The organism is Algoriphagus alkaliphilus (genome assembly GCF_900103735.1).
GTDB lineage: Bacteria > Bacteroidota > Bacteroidia > Cytophagales > Cyclobacteriaceae > Algoriphagus > Algoriphagus alkaliphilus.
In genome coordinates this window covers 32830-52418 of record NZ_FMXE01000026.1, presented here as the reverse complement: position 1 = coordinate 52418, position 19589 = coordinate 32830, and the positions used below count along the sequence as shown (strand labels likewise).

General features: G+C 42.2%; 19 protein-coding genes. 3 read left to right on the top strand and 16 right to left on the bottom strand.

Annotated elements, in window-relative coordinates; genetic code table 11:
• Positions 1–36: 36 nt before the first annotated feature.
• Entirely contained in the window at positions 37–918 is an 882-nt protein-coding gene (locus BLQ81_RS16060) for an AraC family transcriptional regulator (protein WP_092732079.1), read from the top strand.
• A gap of 7 nt (positions 919–925) precedes the next feature.
• Here BLQ81_RS16060 and BLQ81_RS16055 read toward each other — a convergent pair whose 3' ends face one another.
• The 10 genes from BLQ81_RS16055 to BLQ81_RS16010 all read right to left on the bottom strand — a co-directional run bounded on the left by BLQ81_RS16055 (position 926) and on the right by BLQ81_RS16010 (position 12038).
• Complete coding sequence (locus tag BLQ81_RS16055) at positions 926–1603, bottom strand: LytR/AlgR family response regulator transcription factor (RefSeq protein WP_092732025.1); 678 nt, start codon at positions 1601–1603, stop codon at positions 926–928.
• A 3-nt stretch (positions 1604–1606) separates the two neighbouring features.
• A complete protein-coding gene (locus BLQ81_RS16050; protein WP_092732022.1) occupies positions 1607–3028 on the bottom strand; it encodes a sensor histidine kinase in 1422 nt (473 codons plus the stop codon).
• Between the two features lie 17 nt (positions 3029–3045).
• Positions 3046–3207, bottom strand: a complete 162-nt coding sequence (locus BLQ81_RS22505) for a hypothetical protein (RefSeq protein ID WP_217636678.1) — start codon at positions 3205–3207, stop codon at positions 3046–3048.
• 339 nt (positions 3208–3546) lie between these two features.
• The gene (locus tag BLQ81_RS16040) at positions 3547–5013 is read right to left on the bottom strand and encodes an SLC13 family permease (RefSeq protein WP_092732016.1); all 1467 of its coding nucleotides are present in this window, start codon (positions 5011–5013) and stop codon (positions 3547–3549) included.
• Between the two features lie 157 nt (positions 5014–5170).
• Positions 5171–5437, bottom strand: a complete 267-nt coding sequence (locus tag BLQ81_RS16035; protein WP_092732013.1) for a Txe/YoeB family addiction module toxin — start codon at positions 5435–5437, stop codon at positions 5171–5173.
• Positions 5438–5695 (bottom strand): type II toxin-antitoxin system Phd/YefM family antitoxin, encoded by a 258-nt coding sequence (locus tag BLQ81_RS16030; protein ID WP_092732010.1) that lies wholly within the window; start codon positions 5693–5695, stop codon positions 5438–5440. It abuts the gene before it with no gap.
• Between the two features lie 221 nt (positions 5696–5916).
• A complete protein-coding gene (locus BLQ81_RS16025; RefSeq protein ID WP_092732007.1) occupies positions 5917–7941 on the bottom strand; it encodes a M13 family metallopeptidase in 2025 nt (674 codons plus the stop codon).
• Positions 7942–8016: 75 nt separating this feature from the next.
• Positions 8017–9660, bottom strand: coding sequence for a M1 family metallopeptidase (locus tag BLQ81_RS16020; protein ID WP_092732004.1), 1644 nt, complete (start codon positions 9658–9660; stop codon positions 8017–8019).
• A gap of 46 nt (positions 9661–9706) precedes the next feature.
• Positions 9707–10909, bottom strand: coding sequence for an ATP-binding protein (locus BLQ81_RS16015; protein ID WP_092732001.1), 1203 nt, complete (start codon positions 10907–10909; stop codon positions 9707–9709).
• Between the two features lie 121 nt (positions 10910–11030).
• Entirely contained in the window at positions 11031–12038 is a 1008-nt protein-coding gene (locus BLQ81_RS16010) for a Gfo/Idh/MocA family protein (protein WP_092731998.1), read from the bottom strand.
• A gap of 82 nt (positions 12039–12120) precedes the next feature.
• Here BLQ81_RS16010 and BLQ81_RS16005 point away from each other — a divergent pair, with 82 nt between their 5' ends.
• Positions 12121–12624, top strand: coding sequence for a DUF6882 domain-containing protein (locus BLQ81_RS16005; RefSeq protein WP_139183653.1), 504 nt, complete (start codon positions 12121–12123; stop codon positions 12622–12624).
• A gap of 187 nt (positions 12625–12811) precedes the next feature.
• On the opposite strand, the gene BLQ81_RS16000 is transcribed toward BLQ81_RS16005, so the two are convergent.
• The 4 genes from BLQ81_RS16000 to BLQ81_RS15985 are packed head-to-tail and all read right to left on the bottom strand — an operon-like array spanning position 12812 to position 17772.
• Positions 12812–13930, bottom strand: coding sequence for an acyltransferase family protein (locus BLQ81_RS16000; protein ID WP_092732076.1), 1119 nt, complete (start codon positions 13928–13930; stop codon positions 12812–12814).
• 4 nt (positions 13931–13934) lie between these two features.
• On the bottom strand, positions 13935–15272 hold the full coding sequence (locus tag BLQ81_RS15995; protein WP_092731992.1) for a Gfo/Idh/MocA family protein: 1338 nt from the start codon (positions 15270–15272) through the stop codon (positions 13935–13937).
• Positions 15273–15301: 29 nt separating this feature from the next.
• The gene (locus BLQ81_RS15990) at positions 15302–16462 is read right to left on the bottom strand and encodes an N-acetylglucosamine-6-phosphate deacetylase (RefSeq protein ID WP_092731989.1); all 1161 of its coding nucleotides are present in this window, start codon (positions 16460–16462) and stop codon (positions 15302–15304) included.
• The gene (locus BLQ81_RS15985) at positions 16444–17772 is read right to left on the bottom strand and encodes a sugar MFS transporter (protein ID WP_092731986.1); all 1329 of its coding nucleotides are present in this window, start codon (positions 17770–17772) and stop codon (positions 16444–16446) included. The genes BLQ81_RS15990 and BLQ81_RS15985 overlap by 19 nt, the downstream gene beginning before the upstream one ends.
• Positions 17773–17850: 78 nt before the next feature.
• Here BLQ81_RS15985 and BLQ81_RS22105 point away from each other — a divergent pair, with 78 nt between their 5' ends.
• Positions 17851–18093, top strand: coding sequence for a hypothetical protein (locus BLQ81_RS22105; protein ID WP_139183652.1), 243 nt, complete (start codon positions 17851–17853; stop codon positions 18091–18093).
• 205 nt (positions 18094–18298) lie between these two features.
• Here the strand turns inward: BLQ81_RS22105 and BLQ81_RS15980 are convergent, their stop codons facing one another.
• Both BLQ81_RS15980 and BLQ81_RS15975 read right to left on the bottom strand, forming a co-directional pair.
• On the bottom strand, positions 18299–19039 hold the full coding sequence (locus BLQ81_RS15980) for a glucosamine-6-phosphate deaminase (protein WP_092731983.1): 741 nt from the start codon (positions 19037–19039) through the stop codon (positions 18299–18301).
• A 10-nt stretch (positions 19040–19049) separates the two neighbouring features.
• A complete protein-coding gene (locus BLQ81_RS15975) occupies positions 19050–19523 on the bottom strand; it encodes a hypothetical protein (protein ID WP_092731980.1) in 474 nt (157 codons plus the stop codon).
• Positions 19524–19589 lie beyond the last annotated feature (66 nt).

Below are 19589 nucleotides of genomic sequence, written 5' to 3'. Positions count from 1 at the left end.
TTGAATTTTATATTTGAAAAAAAAGAGCAAAAATCAGTGAAAAAACCACTTCAAAAATCCCGTATCCCAGAGGGTAAAGCATTTGTAGTTAAAGAGTTGATCGCTCCATTTTTTGATGTAAATTGGCATTTTCATTCAGAATATCAATTGTTCGTTGCATTGAAGGGGAGTGGTACCCGGTTTATTGGAGATCATATGCAGACTTTTCGGGAAGGGGATATGGTACTTACCGGACCTGATCTCCCTCACCTTTGGAAAAATGATAAGGCTTATCACATTCCTGAGAATAATCTGGGCACACATGGCATTGTGGTTTACTTTCCGGATAATTTTCTTAACAATTCAGTTTTTCAGTTGGAGGAATTCGAAGGCTTATCCAATATGCTCAAAAAATCAGTGAGAGGAATTGAGATTACCGGAAACACGAATCATTTGGTTAAAAATATGATGATCGAGCTGCTCGATTTAAAAGGAGTGAATAGTCTTATCAGTTTGCTCAAAATCCTACAGACAATAGCTGATTCACCGGATTGCAAATTGATTACCGATGCGGCTTATGTAAATACCAACAAAGAATCCGAAAAGGATCGAATGGGTCAGGTGTATGAATATGTCATGCACAATTTCCAGTCGAAAGTCAGTTTGGAAGAAGCTGCCCAAATTTCCAATCTTTCGGTGTCTGCATTCAGCAGATTCTTCAAATCAAGAGTAAATAAATCATTTTCCGATTTTTTGACTGATGTTCGAATTTCTCATGCCTGCAAACTACTGCATGAATCTGATTTGAATATCAGCGAGATCTCTTATGAATGCGGGTTTTTTACTTTGTCCAATTTCAACAAACTCTTTAAAGAACGGATCAAAATGACCCCTGTGCAATACAGGAAAGAGTTTTATAAAACATTTGTGATCGCGTAGGATCAATTCAGGTTTTTAATAATTCCAAAACCTGATCGATGTAAGACAAACTTATCGGAACCACAAATCCATTCAGATGAAGTTGATGTTTTTCGACTTTAGTGATCTGATTTTTATTAACCAAAAACGATCTATGAGTTCGGATAAAGGATACCGGCAAAAGTTTTTCCGTTTCAGAAAGTGTCATCCGACTCATAATCTTTTGGTCTAACAGCTGAAAGGTCACGTAATTTCCCTGAGCCTCGCAATACAGTAAATCCGAAAAATCGACACGAATCTGACCATCGCTGGTTTTGACAAAAAGGAAGGAAGGTTCATTTTTCGGTTGAAGTTCGATCCATTCCTGGGCTTTTTGGCAGGCTTTCAGAAAACGACTGAGATTAAAAGGCTTTAACAAATAGTCCAGGGCATCAAGCTCGAAGCCTTTTACCGCATAATCTGAATAAGCGGTTGTAAAAATCACCACGGTTTCTTTTGGAAGGAGAACAGCCAAGTCAACCCCTGAGATGTCCGGCATATTGATATCAAGAAATACCAGTTGAATGGATTCGTTTTTCAGATATTCAAGTCCCTGAACCGGATTGGTAAATGTGGCTTTGAGCTCCAGAAAAGGCACTTTGGAAGCGTGAGATTTGACCACTTCCAAAGCGTAGGATTCATCGTCGATGGCGATAGCCGATATCATGTGTTAATTCAATTGAATGGAAAGATGAACAAAGAAATCGGTGTCGTTAGATACAATATTAAGGTTGTGCCGATCCGGATACACGAGCTGAAGTCTGCTTTTGACGTTTTCCAAACCGATCCCAGACTCCTCGCGTGATTTTTCGGAGGCCGGTTTCTCGGGATGAGTACTGTTGACCAAATCCAAATGAACAGACCCTGCAATGCACCTCAAGTTAAGCTTGATCCAGGATTTTTCTTTGGCAGATATGCCGTGTTTGAAGGCATTTTCGACAAAAGGAATCAATAGCATAGGAGCGATCTCTCCGGTACATTGATTTTCATTGATTTGAATGTCAATGTCCAAATTATCCTGCGAACCGAAACGAAGCATCTGCAGATCGAGGTAGTTTCTAAGGTAGTTGATTTCTCTGGAGAGCGGAATTCGGGGCAGCTGATTTTCATGAAGCATAAAGCGCATCATATCGCCGAGTTTCTGGATTCCATCAGAAGTTTTTTCTGCATTTTCCATCAGCGAACTTGCATAGAGCGTGTTCAATGCATTAAAGAGAAAGTGAGGGTTGATCTGGGAGCGGAGGAAATCCATTCCTGCTTCACCCTGATTGACTTGGTAAGAAAGGGTAGAGATTTGACCAATGTATGAGTCGTACTTTTTGAAAAGGAGGGAAGTCAAAGGAAAAAAGATCAATTGGATGAAAGCTACAGTTCCCAAGCCGCCAATTACAAATATTTCCTCATGATTGCTCTCTACTGATATAATGAGAGCACCAATTAAAATGATGGCCATCAAACCCCAATTATACCACCTGGATTGCTTGATTTGCCCCTTTTTTCGTTTCCCATAGACCAAATAGAAGTTGAAAAGACTCGCAATGAAAATAATTGGGATAAAAACTGAAAAGATAATTGCAGGCCCATTGTTAACGATAGGCTCAAGTTGAATTAGGCTAAATAAGGTAAATAGGTAACTTAAAATTAATCGGAAAAGGTTGTAAAGCTGAAAATCCCGGACTTTTGGAGGAGTGAGTGCTTGATTTAAAATGTGAGCTGCCAACAGATAGCAGACATAAAGGACAATTACTCCCAAATAGAATGCAGGAAATGGTGCCTTGATCAGATCTGAATTGAATCCAAAAATAGCGATGATCCCAAAGGAGGCGATGCCTGTAAAAACTATCCAAAGGACGGATGGCCACTTGTTGGAATCTGTTTGATACTTTGGAATCAGGACCATGTGAATCAAATGGAAAGCGGAATAGAGTGCAGCCAAAATCAGCAGTCTGCTGGCAAATTGGAAAATTGCCATTCCGGAATCATTGTAGAATTGAGGACGGTAACCAAAGAGGACAAAAAGGAAGGCGGTCAAAACCGCTGTGGTGACGATCCACCATTCGACTTGTCGGAAATCTAAGCTTTTGGACTGCATAGCTGGTAAAGTAAAGATTAATTAAGATTGGGAGAGTTGGAAATTTCTTGTTTGGTCAATTGCCGCTCTTCATGAGGCTCCGGATCCGAAAAAGCCAAAAACAGATTATAGAAAAGCCCCGCAGCTATAATAAAATAAAAGACTGTTTTTCGCTCCACTTTTAGCCTAGGGGTTTTCAATAGTTGGTTCAGTTTTCAGACTGTTTAAAACTTAAACCAAGATTAGCGCAGCTTTCAAAGCTTATCAAAAAAATGTGACGAAATAGGTAGTTTTAGGGGTGGAAAGGAAAGAAGATTAGAAATTTGAATTTAGAAATTTTGACCAGGTATCTTCGATCAAACTGGAAAGAGGTTGTGTCAGACTGAGCGGAGTCGAAGTCCGGTTTCGACTCCGCAAAACCTGAAACACCGAAATGCTCAGGTGAATCAATATTTAGGATTATTATCTCCGGAGACTAAAAATATTTTAGTACCCATATTTGAAGAAAAAATCCAAAATCACATATCCGAAATCAGAAATCAAAATGGATAGTGCTCTAGGTCGATTCCCCACAACAACGGAAGGATAAAGTAGACCATAAGCGTGATGACCACGATGGACACCAAATTGAGACGGAATCCAGCTTTAACCATATCCTTCATCTGAAGGTAACCCGAGCCGAAAACCACCGCATTGGGAGGAGTGGCTACTGGTAGCATAAATGCGCAACTTGCAGCCAAAGTGGCCCCAACCATCAGTCCAAAAGGATGCAAATCAAGCTTGAGCGCAACAGAAGCCAATATTGGAAGCAGCATCGAAGCAGTAGCGACATTAGAAGTGACCTCGGTGAGGAAATTGACCGAGGCGACAACTATAAGTAGCAATACGATAAAACCAATTCCGTCAATGGTGGTAAAACCTCCGCCAATCCATTCAGCCAAGCCTGTTTCTTTGAAGCCTTCGGCTAAAGCCAAACCACCACCAAAAAGAATCAAAACCCCCCAGGGGATCTTCTCGGCAGTTTTCCAGTCCAGAATCCGAACATTTTTCTGAGCGGAGGGAAGGATAAAAAGTAACACCACACCGATCAAGACAATTATTGTATCATCGATTTGAGGGAAAATTTTGGCCAAAATAAAGCTTCGCGTTATCCAGGAAAAACAAACCAATCCAAAGACAATCAAGACCACTTTTTCTTCAAAACTCATTTTTCCCAAGGCCTTTAGTTGATTGGCAATTACGGATTTTATGTCGTCAAGATTTAGTTTTTTAGGTAGGGGATTGGCTGTTTTGACCAAATACAACCAGCAATTAATTAAAAGGAAAGCTGCAAATGGAAAACCAAAAAGCATCCATTCATTAAACCCAATGGAATAGTTGTAAAGTTCTTTAATTACCGCAGCCATAATGGCATTGGTAGGGGTTCCGATCAAAGTCGCCATTCCACCAATCGATGCCGAATACGCAATTCCCAGCATGATATTCTTTCCGAGATTGGAAGCAATTCCTTCATTTTCGGGTCCCAGTTGGGTTTTAAACTGATTGACTACAGCCAAACCAATCGGCAACATCATCAGGGCAGTGGCGGAATTGGAAATCCACATGGATAGAAATCCTGTGGCAAGAATAAACCCAAGTACAATCCGTCGTAAATCTGTTCCCATCAGGTTGATGATGTTCAGCGCAATCCGGCGATGAAGATTCCATTTTTCAATTCCTGTAGCCAACAGAAATCCTCCCATATATAGGAGTACTGTAGGGTGCATGTAATTATCCGAGATGGATTCGATATTGAGAATTCCGAGCAGCGGCATAAGGATCAAGGGCAAAATTGCGGTGGCAGCAATGGGTATAGCTTCGGTGATCCACCAGATTGCCATCCAGCAGGCCAAACCCAGCATAGCCTGCGCTGCAGGATTCAATCCTGCAGACTGTACAAAAAAATAAATCAACAGAAAGGAAATCGGACCGAAGTATAAGCCGAAGCGGGGAAGCCAATTTGTCATTTAAGGCAAAGCAGAGGTTAGGGCTGGAATAGTGCACGAAAGATAAAAAAGAATCCCGAATGGAGATCGGGATTTTCTATTTAACATAATATAAATTATATAACATTAAAATCTATTTCTAAATCCCTACAGCAGCTTAAAACCTTCAAACCGGTTTTCAATAATGAAACCTCGCCTGCACAATCCTTAGAATTTGATCTTCTCCAGCGCCTTGAACACGATAAACCAATCTATGTTCCCCCGTAATCCTTCTGGACCAATATCCCGCTAAATTTCCTTTGAGTGGTTCCGGCTTACCTTTTCCTTTGAAAGGAGTTCGTTTGATTTCCTTGATCAGCTCACTGATTTTTTCAAGGACATCGGCATCCTGCTCTTGCCAATACAAATACTCTTCCCAAGCGTGGTCTGTAAATGCAACTTGCATTTATTCCTCCAATTTTATTTCCCGGATCTGGACTTCACTTTCTTTATCTTGGGCGATACTTTCGAGAAGTCTTTGGGTATTGGCTTGAGTGGATAGCAAGTGGGCAGTTTCCTCCATGGCATTATATTGATCCAAAGACATCACCACGAAATCTCGCTTTTTAGGCCCCGTAAGAATCAGGATATCTTGTGCTTCTTCAATTTCCTGAAGTCGCTCTTTCATATTCGTCCTAAAATCTGTAATTGTGGCAGTTTTCATCTTTTCTTGATTTTATCCAACCAGATTAACTTAATTATTTCAAATAAGTTACAAATAAATGTACGTAATTCTGTACTTTTTTGAACTATAAATCTGATTAACTCTTTTAAAAATTTGATTTGACTTTGGCTGCCTCTATTCTTTTTCAAGGTTAACAGTCTGAATCACAATTTTTCAATCCGCCACAGCGGACGAGTTCTTCAAATTTTGCAATTCTAGTTCTACCAAATCCTGATCCTCTCCTCTTCTGCCTTGTAATTCTTTTCTCCAAGCTGAACGTTAAATGCCGTATAAAATGGATCAAAGTTCATCAGTGGTCCATTGACGCGCCAAATGGCCGGTGAATGGGAATTGGTATTCACATAGTTTCGCATGTACTCGTCCCTTGTTTTTACTCGCCAGATTCGGGCAATAGAATAACAAAATCGTTGATCCGGTGTCAATCCATCGATTTTGGTGCTGTCTTGGCCTTGCTTGGTGAGTTTGAAGGCTTCATAGGCGATGTAGAGCGCGCCATTGTCTGCGGTATTCTCACCGATCGTCATGGCGCCTTTTACCGGTACGCTGTCCAGCACGGTGAAGGAGTCGTATCGCTCGATCAGTTGCTGGGTTTTGGCTTTGAACTTCGCGAAATCAGCATCCGTCCACCAATTTTTCACATTGCCGTCTTTATCATATTGCGCTCCCTGATCATCAAAGGCATGCGTCAGTTCGTGCCCGATGACCATGCCTATGCCTCCATAATTGATCGCATCGTCGGCATACAGGTCGAAATACGGAAATTGCAGGATGCCAGCCGGAAATACAATCTCATTCAGGGAAGGGTTGTAGTAAGCCGTCACCGTGGAAGGCGTAGTCCCCCACTCGTCCTTGTTTGGCACTTTGTTGAGCTTTGCCGCTTGATACTGATAGTCGTTTTCCATCAGAGCCACCACATTTTCAAAATAGGTGTCCCGATCTATAGTTACCGCATCGTATGTCCTCCAGACATCGGGATATCCCACTTTCTTTTTGATGGCGTAGAGTTTCTCGATTGCCTTGATTTTGGTGCTGTCGCTCATCCAGTCCAATTGTTTGATGCGGGTTTCGAAGGCTTTTTGGAAGTTGTCCACCAGTTCCGAAATCCGCTTTTTGGCATCCTCGTTGAAATACCGCTTCACATACAGTTGCCCTAATGCAAAACCCAATTGACGGTCTACTTTGCTGACCATCTGCTGCGCACGGGTCAGTTGTTTGGATTGGCCTAGCAGGACTTTTTCATACTCAAAGCTAGCCGCTTCGAACGGTTCGCTCAATACACTCGCATAGGTCACTAAGGAACTTGCTTTTAAATATGTTTTCCATTCGGCCAGATTGACAGAATTTAGCATCGAATTCAGTTTGGCGTAGTACGCAGGTTGGCGCACATCTACGGAATCTGCTTTGAGATTCAGTTGATTTAGCATCTTACTCCAGGCAATTCTTGGCATTTTTGAATCCAATTCAGCGACAGCCATCTTATTGTAATTCTCTTTGACCACTCTCCGCTCGATGCGTGTTTTATGGGATTCTGCCAGCGACTTTTCTATTCCATAAACCTTCTCAGCACTTTTTTGAGCATCTGCTTGATTTGACCCTGTCAGTTCAAAAAGTGTGGCAATGTAGGTTTTATAGGCTTTTTGTATTCCCAGGGTAGCTGAGTCAGTTTTGAAGTAGTAATCCCGATCCGGCAAACCCAAGCCGGATTGACTGAAATGCAGGATATTGATGCTGCTATTTTCCTGATCCGGAGAAACGTTCATTCCGATGATAGAATTGTTTCCGCGACTGATCTGAGTCGTAACAAAACTCATCAAACCGAAAAGATCTTTAATTGCATCTATTTCATTCAGGATCGGCTGAACCGGTTCGTATCCGTGCGCATTGATCACTTCTGTGGCCATGCCGGAGGCATAGAAGTCCCCTACTTTCTGTTCATTACTTCCTTTTGGATGAGTTTGTGCTGATACTTCTTCGAGTATGTTTTCCAAAAGCTGCCGCTGCGGAATATTCAAGAACGAATAAGACCCCACCCCAACCTGATCGTCGGCTATCCTAGCAGTATCGTACCATTTGCCGTTGACATGCATAAAGAAATTGTCGCCGGGCTTGATGTTGGAATCAATTCCTGCAACATCGACAAACAGGCGCTCTTCGGTCTCTGCTGTTGGAGATTTGGAAGTGCAAGCTGCCAAAGCAAGTAAAGCTAGGAGGGTTTTATGATTCATTGGAGGTCAGTTTTTGTTGGAAATAAAAGTAAAATAGATGGGGATATTACCCATCCATGTACTTGTTTTTATGGCTTATCGCATTCTTACTAGACCGACATAATAATCCGGATCCACTTTTACCTCTCCCTGATTTTTCACTTTCATTTCTGACCAGGCTGTTTTAGGTTGGATTCTTATCTTTTCTCCTCCGATTTCTATATCCACAGGCATGGTGAAATTAGGAAGGCAGGATATCCAACGATAATTAAGCGTCTGATTATCTGAATAATAGTATTCCAAAACCGGAATGCGAAAATCTCTCAAATATTGGTCAAAAATCGGTTTGAGATCCGTACCAAAGGCCTTAGAAATAAATCCTTCCACTTGCTGCGTCGTGACGGTTTGGTGATAAAATTCCTGATTCAGGCCACGAAGAACCTGTCTCCACTTTTCGTCATCATTCAGAATTTCACGGAGCATATTGAGCAGGTTTCCTCCTTTGTAGTACATATCGCCCGAACCCCGCTGATTGAGGCCGTAAGTTCCGATAATCGGACGGTCATTGGCAATATTCATTCGGGTGCCGCGGACATATTCCTGCCCCGCTTCTTTCCCATAGTGAAAATCCAAAAAGAGACTTTCCGAATAGTTGGTAAAACTCTCGTGTATCCACATATCTGCCACATCTTTGTAAGTAATGTTATTGGCAAACCATTCATGTCCAGCTTCATGGATGATGATAAAGTCAAATTTCAGCCCCCAACCTGTACCACTCAAATCCCGGCCCCGATAGCCCATTTGATAGCCATTGCCATAGGTGACCGAACTCTGATGCTCCATACCCAAATAGGGTGCATCGACCAGTTTGAACCCATCTTCATAGAATGGATACGGCCCAAACCAATGTTCAAAAGCCTCCATCATTCTTCTTGCGTCCTGAAAATGCACTTTTGCTTTCTCCAGATTTTCGAGCAGCACAAAATAATCCATGTCCAAAGTGCCTTTTTCTCCGGCGTACTTCTCTCCAAAATGCACGTAATCCCCAATGTTGATATTTACCCCGTAGTCATTGATTGGATTCACGACTGACCAATGGTAGGTGTTTTTTCCATTACCTAGATCGATACCTACCAATCTGCCATTCGAGACGTCCATCAATCCTTCCGGTAGCGTCACGCTAATCATCAGGCTGTCCACTTCATCGGCCGGATGATCTTTGAGTGGCCACCAAATGCTTGAACCGATGCCTTGATTGGATGAAGCAATAAAATGCTTCCCATTGCTGTCTTTTTGCCAAGTGATCCCTCCATCCCAAGGCGGTCGAATAGCTTCTTTGGGCTGTCCCTCGTAGTTGACGATCAGCTCTTCAAAGCTTCCGGGAACCTGCTTTTTCTTCAACCTTACCCAGTGCACTGCACCTTCTCGCTGGAAATCCAACTTCTCTCCTTCTTGAAGAATGGAGGTAATCTTAAGTGGCTCTTGAAGGTCAATCTGTAAAACTTGCTGTTCGGATAGGACTCGGTATCGAATTGTATTTGAGCCTTTTATGGATTTTGATTCTGGGAAAATCTCCACTGCCAAATGATAATGATTCAGGTCCCACCATGCGCGTTCGGGAGTGATACTTCCACGCAAAGTGTCGGCTCGGGTGAATTTTTGCTGGGCAATACCAGCTAGGTGAGTTGACAAAAAAAGGAGGACTAAACCAACCAGTATTTTTACTTTCAGTTTTGGCATATATCTTATAAAATTTCACTAAGAAAGTGACTTTTTGGCTAACATCTCAATACAAAAAACCAAATAACCAGAGTGGAATTTTTTGTCCAAATCCAATTTCTAATTCATCCAAAGCCAAATACCCTTTTTCAATTCCTTTGATTTGGGAGTTATCCTTATTTTTTCCGCCGACTTCAAAGGTTAAATTCTCATTAACTATAAAATCACCTTTTTTTGCCAATCCTACCAAATGACCTGCATTTTTGATTTGATTAAGAAAGAAAGTTTCGCGAATTGTACCCAAAGACGGAGTACCTTGAAATGAAAAAAGGAAGTTGGAATTTTCAAAATAAATTTTTCCTGGCTTTTGAAGTAAACTAATCCCTTTGGTTTTCTCATATAGTAATTGCAGGATTTTAGCATCTTCAAGATTTTTAAGGTAGAGATTTACGGTTTGTCTTCCTAAATGCATCTTTTCTGCAATTTTGGATATGTTGGGTTCAAATGGCACACTTTCAGCGATTGCCCCTAGCAATTGCTTTATTTTGATCAAATTATCAGCGCTAAAACCTTGAATTTGGGAAAGGTCACTTTCTAATACAGTATTGATGATCCTTATCAAACGTTGTGATATTTGATCGCTGCTAAACTCAAGTGTCATTGGAAAATACCCTGATTTAAGATAGTCTTTAAATAATGGAAGAATTGGATGTTTTAGATTTTCAAATATTGATTGAGTGATTTCCATAGACCGATTTAAAACGTCCTCAATTTCGATCTTAGCAAATGAAAAGTAGCCATTAATTGAAAGGTATTCTCTAAAGGAAAGCCCATGGAGAACGGCTACAAATAATCTTCTACTTAAATCAGACTCTCCTCTATATAAATCCAGTGCAGAAGAACTTGTGAAAACCACATCCAGATCTGGGAATCCATCATAAATAAGCTTCAATTCTCTCGACCAATTTGGATATTTGTGGATTTCATCAATAAAAAGGTACCTGCCTCCATAGCTGTACCAAGTTGAAGCCATATCGAAAAGACTGCTTCTATAAAAATAGGGATGTTCAACCGTCACATAAAGTGCTCTTGACCCTTGACTTAACTTCTCAGACAAAAGTTGCAATAAGAGAGTACTTTTACCAACTCCCCGAAGTCCCTTTATTCCAATTAATCTTTCATTGACAGGAATTTGGGAGTAAAGGTATCTATGCCATTTTTTTGGACTGTTTTTTGCCAAAATGGCCTGATAGTTCAATAGTTCATCCATCTCATTGATTTCAAATCATATCAAAAATAAGAATAAATTGATTTGATATCAAATCAAAAAATATAACAAAATGATTTGGACTCAAATCATTTTGTTATATTTTTCTCTTCCATGAACGAACTCAACTTAACAAAATCGAATCTAATCTTACCTTTACCCCTCCCCGTCTCTTACTCTCATCCGCAGCTTCCATAAATGCATAAATTTCAAGCGTCTCTTGAGGATCGATTGGTGACTTTTTAGTTCGAAAAAAGTCTGCGATCTGAATAGCTAAAGGTTCATACCCTTCAAACGGCCCAAAAAACAGGTTTCCATCTGTACCGAAAGCTGTTCCTCCATAGTCATGTTTTCCGCTTCGCATTCCTCGAAATGTCCCAATTCTTCCATCTTTCCAGGTTCCAACTACAAGCTCGGAATCTGGAGTTGAAAAACGGGTTACCGATTCGCAGCCCGGCCCCATGGCAGTAAAGAGAATTTCTACTCCATGAATCCCATACCAGAACAAGTCAGGATGACTGGGTTCCAAAGTTGCCGGGCTGAATGCGTCGCAGGCCAAAACTTTACCGATTTTGTTTTCGTGACGAACGGCATGGACATTCTTTTGATACCTCAAAGAGGAAGAAGAAAACATAGGAACCCCGGCCGCCTCGGCTTCCTTATAAATTTTCAAAGCGTCGGAAAAAGATCCCGCCACAGGTTTGTCGATAAATACAGGCTTTTTGGCTTTAAATACAGCCCGAGCTTGCTCCAGATGAGGTTTTCCATCATTGGTTTCCAATAGCACCACATCCACCTTTTGAACTAGGGTTTCGATGGAATCCACAATTTCAACACCGAGTTCTTTGACCTGTTCAATGTAGCCCGGGATGCGATCCATACTGGATTGGATTGTTTTGCTCCCATAGGGATAGGCTGCCACAACCCGAAAACCTGCCAATTCGGGCTTGGGATTTTCAGCGTTAAACAGTTTGGTAAATGCAGGAGAATGGGACGTGTCCAACCCAATAATTCCGATTTTTATGGGGTTATTTTGAGTTTTTCCCAAGAGGGAAAAGGGTAAAGAACTGAGACTTGCGGCAGCACCTATAGCGGTGGTTTTCTTTATAAATGAACGACGGGAGGATTTCATAAGTAATTAAAATTTTTAACTGGTAATTATTCAATATTTTTGTTAACAGCAATATTCACGAACTCTATTGAAATTCAAAGGTATGCATCCAGAAGATTTGAAAACTCCAATTAGAACACTTGAATTTGAATCTCGTAGTAAAAAGGCATACAAATATTTAAAAGAACAACAAGAAATTGTAGTTAAAGAATATGGAATACATCAGTATGAAAACTGGTTTTATGATCAGGAAACTGGTATTCTAACTTTTTCAAATCCAACTAGTGAAGAAGAAATTGTGCAAATAGAATATGAAGAAGTGGGGAGTATTTCCAAAATAAGCAATACATGGTTATGGAGTTGGGCAAATCCCCATGTTGAAGAAAAAATTAGAACGGATATAGAAATCGTTAAAAAATTTGGCAACGAAAATAATATTGAACAATTAACAAAACGTAAATGGGGTGCAGATGAATATGACGGGTGGGAAATGACAGCAATTGCCGCATTTTTGATGAAAGCAAAAGGTGCTTATAGATTCCCGTTGGATAATACTTTTACTTTTGTCATATACAAAAAATTGATTGATAGACGAATAAAAAAATAATGTTGGTAACATCACCTTGGATACAGCCTGAGGTTAAGGTTTAACTTGAAATTCGATATCTTTAAGAAGTTAGGAATAGGTGAAGAGAACGTCTACGAATGCCCGCCGTCTCCAAGCTGAATCACGATAAGATAGCTTGAAGTCTAGTAATGGTGCTTTGGACTATGGTCTATCGACTGTGGACTGATCAAACCTTAAAGAAAATCTTCTTCCGATAAAGAAAATATAAGAACAACCACACCAACAACAATGCTCCCAAACTTTCCATAACCGGAAACCAATTTTCGCCCAAGGGTCGATACAAACCCTCAAACAAAAGCCTTGAAGTATACCTGAAATTCACAAAGCGGTAGATCATGTAAATCGTCAAACTGTTCATCCCAACCACCACAAAGAAGAATGCCCACTTTTGGAATTTCAGAATATCGATCATCCAGTAAAATAAAGCCATCGAAAGAAACGCCATTCCTGAAGTAAGCATAATAAAGGAACTCGTCCACATCCGCTTGAATATCGGAAAATGAAGGTTCCACACCAGCGCGATTGCTATGCAAATCAAGCCCGTTACCAAAAGTTGCTTGAGTTTTTGAATATCATTTAAACCGGATTTTCTCAAAATTTCCCCTGCAAAACATCCCAAAATGGTGAGGCAGATGGCTGGAAATGTGGTTAAAATTCCGAGTTCATCAAATTGGCCCTGAAGCAATCTTCCGGGAAGAAAAGTGCGGTCAAACCAACCCACCAAATTTCCCTCAAAACTCAAGTCTGCCGCCCCAAAACCCGGTACGGGGATAAGAAATATGGCAGCGTAATAGAGTAGCAAAATCCCCCCGGTAATGATTAGCCGCTTCCTTGTGTTGAAATTCAAAAATAGCACTACGGTGACGAAACCCGCAATTCCGATCCGCCCAAGGACACTTCCCAAGCGTATTTGTTCCCAATCGAAGAATGGAAAAGGCGCATTTTTGTCAAGCATACCGAGACCAATCAGGATCATCATTCTCCAAAATGCTTTTCTATAAATCTGACCTTTTGGGGCATTGGTATCCATCAATTTTCCCAAAGAAAAAGGAATTGAAATACCCGCGACAAACAGGAAAAGCGGAAAAATGAAATCGTAAAAAGTAAATCCGATCCACTCCGGATGCTCAAACTGAAGAGCCAGTCCATCCAGCCAAGCCCAAGAAGTTTTGCCTTCGAAACTTCGGAAAAATGCATCCGCACCGCAAATCATCAGCATGTCGAAACCCCGAAGTGCATCGATGGATATCAACCGTTTGGAAGGTTCTTTAAGCAGGATTTCCATTTCCTCAGATTTTTGGTTCCCAACCCTTTTCATATTCCCTGCTCCAAAGCTTCATTGCTGCCTTTTCATTAAGAATTCTGCCATTGGATTGGTCGAGTTCCAAGGCTCTGCCTGTCCGGTAAGAAATATTGCCCAAATGGCAAAGCATGACACTTTTTACGATTTCCTGATACGGTGAAATCTGCTTCTCCCCTTTGGTTATGGCATTGGTGAAATTGGTGAAATGAGCAATATCCATGTCAAATCCAGCGCCTCGCTGATCTACCACGGTGTTGCTTGTTGGGTCGGCGCTTTTCAAAAGCTTGTTTGCGTTATCATAGATTTTGTAGGAATTGTCGAGCAATTCAAGTGTTCCATTTTCCCCATGGAAAGAAACTCCCGAACCCATTTCGTTGATTCCTCTGCGGTTGCAGCTTCTGCCTTCCCAGAGAATACTTTTTCCCTCTGCGAAATCAAAAGAGGCAGTCTGTGTATCTGGTGTTTGCCAATCGTCTTTGAAATGATAGCGTCCACCGCTTGAATAGGCTTTTTTCGCATAATCCACATTCAATCCCCATCGAGCCAAATCAAGGAAATGGACGCCGTTATTGACGATTTCACCGGTTCCCCAGTTCCAGAACCAATGCCAATTGTAATGAATCAGATTGTCTTTGAATGCTGCTCTGGGTGCAGGGCCCTGCCAGAGTTCGAAGTCCAGCCACTCGGGAACGGCGGCTGTTTTTCCGTAACCAATCGATTGGCGGTTGTTGGTGTACCAAGCCCGAGCATAATAAGCTTTGCCGATCACACCGCCATGTAGTTCGGCGATCGCTTCCTGCACTCTGGGCCAACTACGACGCTGATTGCCCATTTGGACTATTTTTCCATAGGCAGATGTTGCCTTGGAAAGCAATTCCCCTTCCGCAGGATTGTGGCTTCCAGGCTTCTCCACATAAACGTGTTTTCCCGCTTTCAGCGCCATCAAAGCCATCGGAGTGTGCCAATGGTCCGGTAAAGCGATGGAAATCGCATCTACGCTTTTATCGTCCAAAGCCCTTCGGAAATCGGCAATGCCCTGTGGTTTGTTGGTGACTCCGGATTTTTCAGCGACGGCTAAACCATTGCTTACAGCTCTGGAGTCTACATCACAGATGTGCGAAATTTCTGCATTCGGTACTTTTGCAAAAGCCTGAATATGCTGAGAACCCCGACCATTCACACCCATGATTGCCACGCGAACCTTGTCCTCAACCGGATATTTTGACAGAATATTGAAAGAATGTGCGGAACTCATCACGCCCAAACCAAGCGAACCGGTTGCCACGGTTTTGATGAAATTCCTTCGATTGACGTCCTTCTTCATAGATAAGTAGTTTTAGGGTACTGGTATAATCAGGCGGAATAGACTTCCCTCCCGTGTTTGATGGTTTTAATAACTTGAAGCTCACCATTTTCACTCATTCTGCAAAGGATCAAATCGGCAATCGCTCCTTCTTCGAAAATTTTATGACCTGGATTCAAAATCTTTTCCGGACGAACTGAGGCCATTTCCCAAGCTTCGGGAAGTAAGGCGAGCTTGTTTTTTACCAGAAATGAAACCCCGTTGCGGATGTTGGATGCTGATCCGGCAAGGATCGAGGAATTGGATGTGAGGTGTAGCTTGCCTTCCGAAGTCAAGGTCACTTCTCCCCCAATATGAAGGTTATAATCCCCTGCAGGCATTCCTGCCAGAGAAACTGAGTCGCTGACCAATAGGAGCTTTTCGTTTTTTACCTTCTGAAAAACCTGAATCACTTCTGCCGGAAGATGAAATCCATCTGCAATTATCGAAGCTCCCAAAAGGTCCTGCGAAAGCTGAGACCAAAGGTAATTTGGATGGCGTGCAAGTATCGGATGCATGCCATTGCCAAGATGGGTAGACAACCTTGCCCCGGCACTGACAGCATCCAAGATTTGTTGGTGAGTGGCATTCGTATGGCCAATAGACACCAGAATACCATAATCCACGCAGCGCTCGATGAATGAATTGGCATTTTCCCATTCGGGTGATAGGGTGATCATTTTGATCAAACCTTTTGATTCATTTTGCCACTTCTGCACCAAACTCCAGTCCGGCGCACGTACAAATTCTTTGGGATGCGCTCCTCTAGGGCCATCTACAGGAGATATGAAGGGGCCCTCGATATGCAATCCTTCGATGCTCATCCGAGACAACTCATCCCCTTTCCGAAGAGAAACAATCTGATGGATTAACTTGCTGATCTGCCCGGGATCGTTGGTAATGATCGTCGGAAAATGTGTGGTAACGCCTTCTTGGTACAAGAGCCTGGAAATCCCGGCTAAATTCATCGGATCTGATTGAATCTCATTGTAATCGATTCCTCCATAGCCATTGACCTGAATGTCTGTAAATCCCGGTCCGAGGAATAGGTCTTTGTCAATTGAAGATTGGGTTTCGGAGATGCTGTCGATGATTCCTTCTGAAAAAGAAATCTCTATCCCGGAGCTGTCACGGTATGAGTTGCCTTGGATTTTCATGAGGAGAAGGCCCATTTTCTAACTTTATGCCCATAAACAGCATAATAGACCAAGTAGAGATAGCAGGGGAAAAGCACCCAATAGGCCAATCGGACATTGTACAGATCGGCCAGATAACCATAAATCAAAGGCATGATGGCATTGCCGCAAAGCCCCATGATCATAATCGAAGCGCCAAGTTTGGTGAATCTGCCCAAGCCATCCAATGCCAAAGGCCAAATTCCCGCCCAAACCAGGGAATTGGCTAAACCCAGAAGGACAACAAACCAAATGGAAACATCAGAAGTGATGCCCATGAGTGTCACCTGACCTGAGGTGAAAATGATCATCAGGGTAAAAAGTGTCCCCAAAAGTGTACAGATACGCAAAATATTCACCTGGGAAATGAACTTGGGGATCAGTGAAATCCCGATCAGATAGCCCAAAATCGTAAAAGCCAGCGTATAGGATGGAAATACTTTGGCCTCCATCAAACCTATTCCAAAAGAATCGGCATAAGCGATCACCGTATCAATCGCAATCACTTGAGTCCCGACATGCAGGAAAATCCCAAAAGCTCCCAACATCAAATGTGGAAACTGAAGAATGGAGGATTTTCCGGAGTTGGCCTCTGCCACTTCGGCTGTTTCATGTTCGGTGTCAATCTCTGGCAAAGGAGAAAACCGCACAAAAATCCCCAAGGCCAAGAGCACGATACCGACTACGGTATATGGCAAAATCACCCTTCGGATCAACTCATCCAAGGCGGCATCTTTTGCAGCTGGACTCATGGTGTCCAACTGTTGGAAAAGTTCGTTGTCTCCTACCCTCAGGATCACTGCGGCAAAAAGAATCGGTGCCAAAATTCCGGCTCCTTTGTTGAAAATCCCCATCACGCTGATGCGTTGTGCCGCATTTTCTTTTGGGCCCAAAACGGTCACATAGGGATTGGCGGCAGTCTGTAGGACAGCCAAACCTGTTCCCAAAGTGAATAAACCGAGCAGGAAAATTTCATAAGTTCTGCTCATAGCCGCCGGCACAAAAATGAAGGCTCCAAGTGCCATGACGAAGAATCCGAACATCATGCCTTTTTTAAATCCCACCGCTTTGAGCAGATAGGAAGAGGGGACAGACATGACCAGATAGGAAATATAAAAGGCAAAAGCGACGAGGTAGGAATCGAAATTACTTAGCGTAAAGGCGATTTTGAAGTAAGGAATCAGGATGGCATTGACCCAGGAGACAAAGCCGAAAATGAAAAACAGCATCCCGATGATGCCGATTGAGATCCAAGTATCCCGTTGGCTAAGCTGATCGGCAAGCACCGCAGCGGTTTTTGTTGACATAGGCTGGTTTTGGGTTTAAGCCAAAAGAAAAGAAATTCAAGAATAGCTGGAGGTGTCTCATAACTGCCGTTTGTCACATTGAGCGAAGTCGAAATGTGCTTCTATTCGCTGAATTTGGCCTTCGACTCCGCTCAGTCTGACACCTACCCGCCGTTTGAGATACCCTGTGCCACAGTAAGTGCCTGTCTACCTCAGGAAGGTACTCACTCACGGACTTTAGATCATTTTGACGCCTCCGTGAGTGTCTTCACTCACGGATATTTCGCCAATTTCTACGCCGCAGGTTGGTCCTTACTCACGGAATATCATCTGCCTCCGTAAGTGTCTTCACTCACGGACTTTAGATCATTTTACCTTTTGCCTTAAATACAAAATTTTATGTCATCCATCCAAAATTTTTCAGATCAATGGTTGAAAAGTAGGGATGAAAATGAGTAGAAAGAAAACTTTTAATGAAGTGAGTGTCCACACTCACTTCGGCGGATTCGGAGCCTCCCTGAGTGTCCCCACACACGAAACCCCGTTTTCATTGGTCGGTAAGCAGAGATGAAGCAGGCTGATCCAAAAAGACCTTACAATCCTGATGAGTTTGAAGAATCGATGCCGGATGAAGATTGGATACTTCGCTCTCCAGACATTCTTTTACTGCCTGTGCTTTTCTTCGATCCGGAACAGAACAAATTATATGCTTTGATTTCATAATTTGACTGATCGACATGCTGATGGCTTGAGTAGGAACCTCCTCCAAACTTGGAAACCATCCTTCCCCCAATTGCTGCATGCGGCAAGCCTGATCCAATTCGACGACTAAATAAGGTTTTTCAGTCTCAAAATCAGCCGGTGGATCATTGAAGGCCAAATGCCCGTTTTCTCCGATTCCCACAAAAGCCACATCAATTGGATGGTTTTGAATTAAAGTCGAAAGCCGATCGCATTCCTGATCGGGATTTTTCTCTCCACTAATCAGGTGATAGGCTTTCAATTGAGGGACATGAGTGAAAAATCGCTCCATCAGATATTTTCTGAAACTGGCAGGATGTGAAATTGGAATTCCGATGTATTCGTCCAAGTGGAACACAGTCACCTTGCTCCAATCGATGTCTTTTTCTGTCAAAAGCTGACTCAAAGTTTCAAACTGACTGGTTCCGGTTGCCAAAATGATGCTAGCAAAACCTTGGTTTTGAATGGCTTTTCGGATCAGTTCGGCGCCAATGCTTCCGGCCTTTTGGCCTAATTCGATAGGGTTTGGAGAAATGCTAAGAGTCATAGGCTAGGGCTTATTCAAGTTCTTCAATTCGGTATTCATAATCACTTTGTAAATCTTCATGCAAAGTGGAAATGAGCTTTTTGGCTTTTCCAATCTGAACCTTATAAAGGTTATCAATCACTGGATGGTGATGTTTTTGATAGTCATATTTTTTCATCTGCTCACAGAAGTAAAGAATCAATTCAGCTTGATCAGCTTTGTTTTTACTCAATTTGAGTGATTTGTTAAGCTTGCGACGAATGGTCTGAGCAGCTTTTTTTGCCACATGATAATGACGGGTGTTGGCCATCAGAAAAGCCTCATCCAACTCTTCCTTAACTGAATCCACAAACAAATTGGGCTGATCCCGCTCGTTGAGTTTGAAATAGATAAAGGCCTTGTTTTCCCGGCTGAATTTGGCCAAATCAGTGATCAAGGTGATCAATTCTTTTTCGGGAAGGTAGCTGAGATCTTTTTTAAGATTGGCGAGACTGGGTATTTCCATACATTTTGACTTGGGTATTCAAAGATATCAGTTCAAGCCCAAATAGTATAAAAAAGAAAAACCATC

Excerpts from the sequence above, each read along its gene's own strand:
- BLQ81_RS16055 (WP_092732025.1), bottom strand. The coding sequence starts at position 1,603 with ATGATATCGGCTATCGCCATCGACGATGAATCCTACGCTTTGGAAGTG.
- BLQ81_RS16050 (WP_092732022.1), bottom strand. The coding sequence starts at position 3,028 with ATGCAGTCCAAAAGCTTAGATTTCCGACAAGTCGAATGGTGGATCGTC.
- BLQ81_RS16040 (WP_092732016.1), bottom strand. The coding sequence starts at position 5,013 with ATGACAAATTGGCTTCCCCGCTTCGGCTTATACTTCGGTCCGATTTCC.
- BLQ81_RS16035 (WP_092732013.1), bottom strand. The coding sequence starts at position 5,437 with ATGCAAGTTGCATTTACAGACCACGCTTGGGAAGAGTATTTGTATTGG.
- BLQ81_RS16030 (WP_092732010.1), bottom strand. The coding sequence starts at position 5,695 with ATGAAAACTGCCACAATTACAGATTTTAGGACGAATATGAAAGAGCGA.
- BLQ81_RS16025 (WP_092732007.1), bottom strand. The coding sequence starts at position 7,941 with ATGAATCATAAAACCCTCCTAGCTTTACTTGCTTTGGCAGCTTGCACT.
- BLQ81_RS16020 (WP_092732004.1), bottom strand. The coding sequence starts at position 9,660 with ATGCCAAAACTGAAAGTAAAAATACTGGTTGGTTTAGTCCTCCTTTTT.
- BLQ81_RS16015 (WP_092732001.1), bottom strand. The coding sequence starts at position 10,909 with ATGGATGAACTATTGAACTATCAGGCCATTTTGGCAAAAAACAGTCCA.
- BLQ81_RS16010 (WP_092731998.1), bottom strand. The coding sequence starts at position 12,038 with ATGAAATCCTCCCGTCGTTCATTTATAAAGAAAACCACCGCTATAGGT.
- BLQ81_RS16005 (WP_139183653.1), top strand. The coding sequence starts at position 12,121 with ATGCATCCAGAAGATTTGAAAACTCCAATTAGAACACTTGAATTTGAA.
- BLQ81_RS16000 (WP_092732076.1), bottom strand. The coding sequence starts at position 13,930 with ATGGAAATCCTGCTTAAAGAACCTTCCAAACGGTTGATATCCATCGAT.
- BLQ81_RS15995 (WP_092731992.1), bottom strand. The coding sequence starts at position 15,272 with ATGAAGAAGGACGTCAATCGAAGGAATTTCATCAAAACCGTGGCAACC.
- BLQ81_RS15990 (WP_092731989.1), bottom strand. The coding sequence starts at position 16,462 with ATGGGCCTTCTCCTCATGAAAATCCAAGGCAACTCATACCGTGACAGC.
- BLQ81_RS15985 (WP_092731986.1), bottom strand. The coding sequence starts at position 17,772 with ATGTCAACAAAAACCGCTGCGGTGCTTGCCGATCAGCTTAGCCAACGG.
- BLQ81_RS15980 (WP_092731983.1), bottom strand. The coding sequence starts at position 19,039 with ATGACTCTTAGCATTTCTCCAAACCCTATCGAATTAGGCCAAAAGGCC.
- BLQ81_RS15975 (WP_092731980.1), bottom strand. The coding sequence starts at position 19,523 with ATGGAAATACCCAGTCTCGCCAATCTTAAAAAAGATCTCAGCTACCTT.